The sequence below is a fragment of the Sulfurimonas sp. genome, assembly GCF_026991475.1.
In the GTDB taxonomy this organism is placed as follows: Bacteria; Campylobacterota; Campylobacteria; order Campylobacterales; family Sulfurimonadaceae; genus Sulfurimonas.
The window spans coordinates 1-7,828 of record NZ_JALXBK010000027.1 but is presented as its reverse complement, the minus strand read 5'-3'; the positions used below and the strand labels follow the sequence as shown (position 1 = coordinate 7,828).

The window sequence follows — 7,828 nt, the reverse complement described above, 5'->3', positions numbered from 1 at the left end:
TCAGTTGCACCAACACCCGGATCGATGATAATATCTTTGCCATCTTTTGTGACAATGTAACAGTTTGTCTGATAAGGTCCCATTGGCTGTACTTTTATCTTCATATTCATCTCTTTTTTAGCGTGATTATAGCATTATTAGTGCATGAATTTTTTTAAAGAATTAGAGTTAATTATAGAAGCAAAATCAGCAGAAGAAAAGATAGAACGATTTGAAATTTTTTACAATCTGTTTCAATCAGATAAGCTGGAGTTTGAAGTGAATTTCAGACCTAAAAAGTTTGAGAATCCATCTTACAGTGAAATATGCACAACAGTACCGCCGCAACATGTTCCTAAACGCAGTAATCTTACAGCAAAAGAGGGACAGATAAATTTGCTGCATGCCGTGGCACACATTGAGTACTCTGCTATAGATTTGGCACTTGATGGAGCATACCGTTTTTGTGGTATGCCTCGTGCATATTATGCCGATTGGCTGGAAGTGGCAAGTGATGAGATACGCCATTTTTTGATGCTTAATAAATTACTTAATGAGTTAGATGCTAGGTATGGAGATATAGAAGTACATGATGCACTCTTTGAAGCCTCGTGTAAAACACAAACACTCCTAGAGAGAATGGCAGTTGTGCCAAGATACTTAGAAGCAAATGGACTTGATGCCACACCTATGATAGTGAAAAAACTAAAAAAACTACCAAAAAATGAGATGATAGAAAAAATCATTATAAATTTAGAAGTAATTTTAGAAGAGGAAGTTTCTCATGTAAAAAAAGGTGATGTATGGTTTAAGTATGCTTGTGAGAAAGAGAGTGTAGATGAAAGTATCTATTTTGAGATAATAAAAGAATACTACCCTCGCGGTTTTTTACGTCCAAATGATTTGAACATTGAGGCAAGAAAAGAGGCTGGGTTTTCATGTAGTGAATTAAAAGTAATGGCAAAGAAAGAGGTCTGTTAACTCTCTTTCATAAACGAACTAGATTCATTGTAAAAATCTCTTACTGCTAAAAATTCATCTAAATGTTCAAAGAAAATATCTACAAGTTGTGGATCAAAATGCTTTCCTCTCTCCTCTTTTAGAAGTTTAAAAATTTTCTCATCTTCCCATGTCTGTTTATAACATCTCTCGCTTCCTAGGGCATCAAAAACATCGGCAAATGCAGTAATACGTCCATAAATATGAATTTCATTACCTTTTAATCCTCTTGGATACCCACTGCCATCATATTTTTCATGGTGTTCATAAGCAATGGTTGCTGCAGTTTGTAAAAGTGGTTTACTGGAATCTTTAAAGAGATCATAGCCTATATTTACATGCGTTTTCATTACTAGCCACTCATCATGTGTTAATTTATCTGGTTTGTTTAAAATATTGTCAGCAATACCAACTTTTCCTATATCGTGCATTGGTGAAGCCGAAATAAGATATTTTATCTCTTGTTCTTTTAGTCCATAGTATTTTGCTAATATCTCAGAGTATTTTGCAACACGGCGGACATGAAAGCCTGTCTCTTTAGAACGAGTTTCACCAATTTCTCCCATACGGTAAATAAGGTCTTCTTGGGTATGCTCTAAATCCTCATGTAACTGAATAAGCTCTGTAATGTCATTACGAATAGCTATGAACTCTTCTATTTCTCCTTTTTCATTGAGAATAGGATTGATGGTCACTTCAACAATATAATCACTTCCATCCTTTGTCCTGTTTTTAACAATACCAGACCATGATTTTTTTGCTAAAATAGTTTTCCACATCTCTTTAAATGCACTTTTTGACATATCGGGGTGTCGAACCATATTATGTGCATTTCCGATTAATTCGTCTCGTGTGTAGCCAGATATTTTACAAAATTCATCATTTGCATAGGTAATTCGCCCTGATTTATCAGTTTTTGAGACAATACTGCTTCTATCAACAGCGTTTTTATACTCCTCTAAGAGTTTAATGTTTTTCAAAATATTTTGTTTAATATGTGAACCAAAAAAGAGTGTGGAGATTGTAATGAGTAAAAATATAAGTAATACTATTATAAATGTAATCTTTTCTTCTGTAAAGTCTCGTTGAATCTCTTTATCTATATCTGAAAAATGATTTTGTTCAAGAGAATAAAAATCTTCAATAATATTGGTTGATTTTATAAACCATTTCTTAGAACTATTTGTGTAAAGACCTTTTTCTATAACATTGTGAAAGATTTTTTGAATATATTTATAATCTGATGAACAGAGAATTTTTCCAAGTTTATTTTTGTATTTTTTAGTAATTGTCGCTTTAGATCGTTGGAGTGATACATCATAATTTCCTTTTGCTAACAAAACCATATTTCGTAAGTTCTTATTGTTATTATGTGCAGATAAAAGAGCATTAATTGAAGCGCGTATTTGCCCTAAGGCCTCTTTTGAAAAGGAGAGGTTTGTATAAGAGATAAGTTGGTTTTTTAAAGAAGCATCATTAACATCTTGAACAACCTCAAGATAATTCGCCTGTAGTTCTTGAATAAGTTTAGTATAAAATAAAAATTCAAAGTCTACTTTGGTAGATAGATTCTGAATATTCAATCGTAAATCTTTGAGCTTCCTTTTGATTTTAATGTATTGATCTCTATGTCCATGACAATAGAAAATAAAATTTTGAAAAGAGCTGTCAACATTATGTTGCATAATTGGAAGTTGTGTTGCAAAAAGTTTTCCATTACTTGCAAGATACCCACTACTAAGCCCTCTCTCTTTTTGCAAATTATTAATGAGTAGAGATATGTTTTTGCTTTTATGAATATTTATTTCAAGTGTTTGTAGCTCTTGGTATGTCATATAAGTATTTGTTAAAAAATAGGTAAATCCAATGGCAATAATGATAATTGGTAGAAAAACAATTGTTTTTAGTTTGTTTATTATTAGGTTCGTTTCTATATTAAGCTCTTTATTTTTATTGTCGCGATTATATACCACTAATGTTAAAGGAGTGTTAAATTCTTTTAGATATAATTCAAATTGTTAATAAATTTTAAAGGTTTATGATTTTAATGGGTAAATATTCTCAAATAAGTGATTATCTTGTACGCTTTTTAGATAATGAAGTGAAAAAGACTGGAATGCAAAAAGTTGTGCTTGGTTTAAGTGGTGGACTAGATTCTGCTGTTGTTGCAGTATTGGCACAAAAGGCTTTTGGCGATGATTTGTTGTGCGTGAAAATGCCATCACATTACTCATCACAAAGTTCTCTTGATGATGCAGATGAACTATGTCGTGATTTTGCTCTTAAAAACATTACTTGCAGTATTGCTCCGATGTTAGAATCGTATGAAGCTATGAATCCAGATTTAGATAATCTTCGTAAGGGGAACTTCTCATCTCGTATACGCATGGCAACACTTTTTGACATCTCAGCTCGTGAAAATGCTTTGGTGCTTGGTACGAGTAACAAAAGTGAACTAATGCTGGGGTATGGAACACTCTATGGAGATTTAGCGTCTGCTGTAAATCCAATTGGAGATTTGTATAAAAGTGAAGTTTTTGAACTGGCAGAATATTTGCAAGTAACAAAAAGTATCATTAAGAAGCCTCCTTCTGCAGATTTATGGGATGGACAGAGTGATGAGGCAGATTTGGGCTATACTTACAAGGAACTTGATGGTGCTATGAAACTCTATGTAGATGAGCGCTTATCTCGTGAAGAGATTATTGATTTAAAAATTGATGAAAAAATGTTAGATATGATAATAAAAAGAATTTTTAGAAATCATTTTAAGCGTAAGATGCCCGTTATTGCAAAATTGACATCACGAACGCTAGGACATGATTTTAATTATCCTAGAGATATAACTTTATAAAGGCAGGGAAAAAGATATGAAAGATTTAAAAATACCTTTTAGTAGATATGAGAGTTCAAGAAGTGCGCACTCAAATGTAAGTGATGCACTTGATGGAGAAGATACAAATCAAATAGAAGAACTTGAGCGTGAGTTTTGTGAATATGTAGGTGCAAAATATGCACTTGCAACTTCACATGGTACTTCGGCGCTTCACCTTGCTATGCTTGCGTTTGATCTTAAACGCGGAGATAAAGTAGTGTGTAGTGTAAATGCACATCCAAATGTGCCAGAAGTTGTGCGTCATTTTGATGCTGAACCTGTTTTTATTGATATTGCTAAAAATAGTTATAACATTGATTTAGATAAACTTGAAGCATATTTACAAGAGCATAAGTCAAAAAAACTCAAAGCTGTTATTTTAACGCATTTGGGTGGTGAAAGTGTTAACTTAGAACGGGTTTATAGTATGGCAAAACTTTACAATGTTAGAATTGTTGAAGATGCAAGTGAAGCACTTGGCGCAACTTATAAGGGAAAGAAAATAGGTGCAACTGGTGCTGATATTGTTACTTTTGACTTCTCTCCACACTTAAAAAAGAATATTTGTAACGGTGGAATGCTTGTAACAGAAGATGAAGAGGTAATAGAGCGTGCCAGATTGTTAGCGCATCATGCTATGGTTCGTGATAAAGATGCTTTGGAATATATTTATGATGTTGTGGATATTGGTAATGACTACTCTTTATCACAGCTAAACGCAGCTTATATTCGTGCGCAAATAAAAGATCAAGATGTTAATATAAAACGAGAGCGTGAAATAGCGCAAATATACTCTAAAGAACTAGCTAATGTAGAACATGTTCAAACACCAAGTATGGATAATGAAGAGAACGCATTTTCACTCTATATTATTAAAATAGATAAAAATAGAGACTCTTTTGCAACGGCTCTTCAAGAGGAAGGAATTGGTAGTGGGCTTCATTATATTCCACTGCATCTTTTAACTTACTATAAAACAAAATATTCACTGCGTGTAAATGATTTTCCTGTAGCTCTTCGTACTTTTCAGCAAGTGTTATCACTTCCTATTTATGCAAGTATGAGTGATGATGAGGTTAAAACTGTTATAAAAGCAGTGAAAAAAATTGCAAAGACAAGAGTATAAAAAGATTTGAAAAAATCTCTTGTCTTTTGGGTTGAAGAGTATTTCTACAACCCATCTTTTTTACAAAAACTACTCTCTTATTTTTTACTTCCTCTGAGTTGGCTTTACTGTTTTGTGATCTATCTGCGTTATCGTTTGAAGAGAGCCGAAGATTTCAAAATAAAAATTATTAGTGTTGGAAATTTAACAGTTGGTGGAAGTGGAAAAACTCCACTTGTCACTGCGTTAGGAGCTGCGTTTAAGAAGCCTGCCATCATTTTACGCGGTTATGGACGCGACTCAAAAGGCTTGGTGGTGGTTAAGGATGCAAAAGAGATTTTATGTAATGTAAGCGTGAGCGGAGATGAGGCGATGATATATGCTAAAAAACTGCCAAACTCAGTAGTCATTGTGAGCGAAGATAGAAAACCTGCCATCAAAAAAGCCAAAGAGATGGGATGCGAAATAGTCTTGCTTGATGATGCCTACTCCAAACACGATATAAAAAAGCTTGATGTTCTTATAGCTGTAGTGACAAAAAATAATTTTTGTCTGCCAAGTGGACCATATAGAGAGCGTTTGTGGAGTGATAAAGAGGCAGTTGTACTCCAAGAGGATGTGGACTTTACAAGAGTTGTTACACTCAAAGAGCAAACGCAACGAATGTCACTTGTAACAGCAATAGCAAGACCTTCGCGTCTCGATAAATATCTGCCTAAAGTAGTAGGCAAACACTACTTTGAAGACCATCACAGTTTTATAAAAGAGGAACTTCAAGCAATTTTAGAGGCAGACAATGCTACTTCTTTGCTTGTTACTTTTAAAGATTATGTGAAAATTGAAAGTTTTGGATTACCTCTTTCACTTCTTGATTTGGAAGTGAAAGTAGATACAAATATTTTAGACCGTTTGTTTTAAAATGGTACGTCCACGAATATGACACAGTAAAAACTCTGCAGTAAACGCAATAGCAAAAGTAGCTATAAGATAGTATGCAATTTCTGGCATAGTTTTGTAAGTAGAGTAGAGTGTAAGTCCTGCAACTCCAAACATTGCTAAGATTGCAGAGATAACAAGAGAGCGTTTTGCTCCTGTCTCTTTGATGAGATTAAGATGTGCGATGTGCGTAGTTCCTTGAACTATAAGCATAACAATGGCAGCAACAGTGGTAATTTCTGTAAGATTAAAAAAGAGTATCATAGGAATGATAAGTAAAGCACTTACTATTAAACCATCAAATGATTTGTAAATGTGATACTCATAAACTTCTGGAAGATTTCCATCTTTTGCCATTGTGTAACCAATATCTGAAACAGCATAGAGCGTTGCATTTATGGCTGAAGCAGTTGCTAAAAGAGCAGTAGCTGCCATGATTTTAAATCCCCACTCTCCAAAAATAGGTTTAGCAGCCTCCGCTAAAGCATAATTTTTCGTCTCTATAACTTTTTCTAACGATAAATTTCCAAGAACAGAAATACTTGTAAGAATATATAGAGCTGCTACAAACAGGAGTGAAACAAACATTGCCTTCATCATGGTAACTTTTGGATTATCCATATCTTCGACAGTATTTGTAATGACGCTAAAGCCTTGATAAGCAAAAAAAGTGATACCAATGGCAAAAACCATACCACTTAGGGGTGGCATATCATGAAGACTTAAAAGTGCAGGTTTTATGGTAAAGAGTGCTGCAATTGCAAATACTACAAGAATAGAAAGTTTGACTATAACAATAAAGTTTTCAGATTTTGCAACAATAGAAGCACCAATAAGGTTGATAAGTGTAAAAAGAACGACAATACCAACTGCAAAGATATTAATCCATAGTGTGTCACCGTGAGCCATAAAAGTTGCACTGTATGTACCAAAAGATTTGGCAACTGCAGCAACGGCGATGAGTTGTGAGAGATAAAACATAACACTCATAGAACCAGAGAAAATATTTTCTCCAAATCCTTGTACCAGATACTCAACAATACCTCCACGAGACTGGTAGCGTACAGCAAGTTTTGCAAGAGAGTATCCACTAAAAAGTGCAATAATACCACCAAATACAAAAGAGAGCCAGACGATGTTACCTGCCATAGCTCCAGCTTGACCAATGACAATGAAGATACCCGCACCGACCATGGAACCGATGCCTAAAAAGACAGCACTCCATAAGCCAAAGGCTTTTTTACTTTTTTCCATTTTAGCTATTTAATTTTTTAAATATAGAACCAGTTACAAGAAGTGCAATTCCATCAAAGAAGAGACTAAATCCTACTAAAAGTCCTATAAGATAAAGAGAAGTAAATGGCCAGCCTACTATAAATAAAATACCAATTAGTAGTGAAAAGATAGCATTAACAAGCCACCATATCCAACCTTTTGCAGGTTTCATAGTAAATGCTATAGAAAAGCCTGCAAAAGAGTCCACAAAAAAGTAGATAGCAAGTAAAAGACCTACTGTACCAACACCTGTCATTGGATAAAAAATCATTAGTAATGATATACCAATAAGTACAAAACTTTTTAACCAACCAAGGTAATCTTCTTTATCTGTAATATATGTAAAGTAAGCAGCCATAAATCCTGCAAACATCATAATCCATGCCACAAATGCAACTGTTGCAACTGTCATATAAACTGGCTCAAATATACCAGCAAGCCCTAAAATAATAAAAATAACACCTGCTATTTTTGAGTATTTAGTAAATTTCTCAAATAAATGCTCAGCACTTGGATATTTCCACATTGTTTTTCCTCGTATAATAAATTTATCAGTCATTACATCTAAAGGAGTAATGATTTGATAATTATTTTTTAGTTTTTGATAAAGTTATTTTTGTTTATCAAACACTATAACAACTTACAGTTAAAGAGTTGAA

Annotated in this window: 8 protein-coding genes; 4 read left to right on the top strand and 4 right to left on the bottom strand. The window is 33.8% G+C overall.

What is annotated here, in order from left to right:
• The coding region (locus tag MV589_RS02105) for an MBL fold metallo-hydrolase (RefSeq protein ID WP_297431575.1) at nt 1–104 on the bottom strand (104 nt) is incomplete at its 3' end.
• A 40-nt stretch (nt 105–144) separates the two neighbouring features.
• On the opposite strand from MV589_RS02105, the gene MV589_RS02100 reads away from it, so the two are divergent.
• Complete coding sequence (locus MV589_RS02100; RefSeq protein WP_297431573.1) at nt 145–960, top strand: ferritin-like domain-containing protein; 816 nt, start codon at nt 145–147, stop codon at nt 958–960.
• Here the strand turns inward: MV589_RS02100 and MV589_RS02095 are convergent.
• Nucleotides 957–2,813, bottom strand: a complete 1,857-nt coding sequence (locus tag MV589_RS02095; RefSeq protein WP_297431571.1) for an HD domain-containing phosphohydrolase — start codon at nt 2,811–2,813, stop codon at nt 957–959. The genes MV589_RS02100 and MV589_RS02095 overlap by 4 nt on opposite strands.
• 212 nt (nt 2,814–3,025) lie before the next feature.
• On the opposite strand from MV589_RS02095, the gene MV589_RS02090 reads away from it, so the two are divergent.
• The 3 genes from MV589_RS02090 to MV589_RS02080 are packed head-to-tail and all read left to right on the top strand — an operon-like array spanning nt 3,026 to nt 5,876.
• The gene (locus MV589_RS02090; protein WP_297431569.1) at nt 3,026–3,832 is read left to right on the top strand and encodes an NAD+ synthase; all 807 of its coding nucleotides are present in this window, start codon (nt 3,026–3,028) and stop codon (nt 3,830–3,832) included.
• A 16-nt stretch (nt 3,833–3,848) separates the two neighbouring features.
• The gene (locus MV589_RS02085; protein WP_297431567.1) at nt 3,849–4,979 is read left to right on the top strand and encodes a DegT/DnrJ/EryC1/StrS family aminotransferase; all 1,131 of its coding nucleotides are present in this window, start codon (nt 3,849–3,851) and stop codon (nt 4,977–4,979) included.
• Between the two features lie 6 nt (nt 4,980–4,985).
• Nucleotides 4,986–5,876: a tetraacyldisaccharide 4'-kinase gene (locus tag MV589_RS02080; RefSeq protein ID WP_297431566.1), complete on the top strand. Its 891-nt coding sequence runs from the start codon at nt 4,986–4,988 to the stop codon at nt 5,874–5,876.
• Here MV589_RS02080 and MV589_RS02075 read toward each other — a convergent pair.
• Together MV589_RS02075 and MV589_RS02070 are read right to left on the bottom strand one after the other, a co-directional pair.
• The gene (locus tag MV589_RS02075) at nt 5,859–7,148 is read right to left on the bottom strand and encodes an APC family permease (RefSeq protein ID WP_297431564.1); all 1,290 of its coding nucleotides are present in this window, start codon (nt 7,146–7,148) and stop codon (nt 5,859–5,861) included. The two genes, MV589_RS02080 and MV589_RS02075, sit on opposite strands and share 18 nt — an antisense overlap.
• Before the next feature lies 1 nt (nt 7,149).
• Nucleotides 7,150–7,695 carry an HdeD family acid-resistance protein gene (locus MV589_RS02070; RefSeq protein ID WP_297431562.1) on the bottom strand — a complete coding sequence of 182 codons (546 nt, stop codon included), beginning with the start codon at nt 7,693–7,695 and terminating at the stop codon, nt 7,150–7,152.
• Nucleotides 7,696–7,828 lie beyond the last annotated feature (133 nt).

What these genes read in the sequence shown, in the direction of transcription:
- MV589_RS02100 (WP_297431573.1), top strand. Translation starts at nt 145, where the DNA reads ATGAATTTTTTTAAAGAATTAGAGTTAATTATAGAAGCAAAATCAGCA.
- MV589_RS02095 (WP_297431571.1), bottom strand. Translation starts at nt 2,813, where the DNA reads ATGACATACCAAGAGCTACAAACACTTGAAATAAATATTCATAAAAGC.
- MV589_RS02090 (WP_297431569.1), top strand. Translation starts at nt 3,026, where the DNA reads ATGGGTAAATATTCTCAAATAAGTGATTATCTTGTACGCTTTTTAGAT.
- MV589_RS02085 (WP_297431567.1), top strand. Translation starts at nt 3,849, where the DNA reads ATGAAAGATTTAAAAATACCTTTTAGTAGATATGAGAGTTCAAGAAGT.
- MV589_RS02075 (WP_297431564.1), bottom strand. Translation starts at nt 7,148, where the DNA reads ATGGAAAAAAGTAAAAAAGCCTTTGGCTTATGGAGTGCTGTCTTTTTA.
- MV589_RS02070 (WP_297431562.1), bottom strand. Translation starts at nt 7,695, where the DNA reads ATGTGGAAATATCCAAGTGCTGAGCATTTATTTGAGAAATTTACTAAA.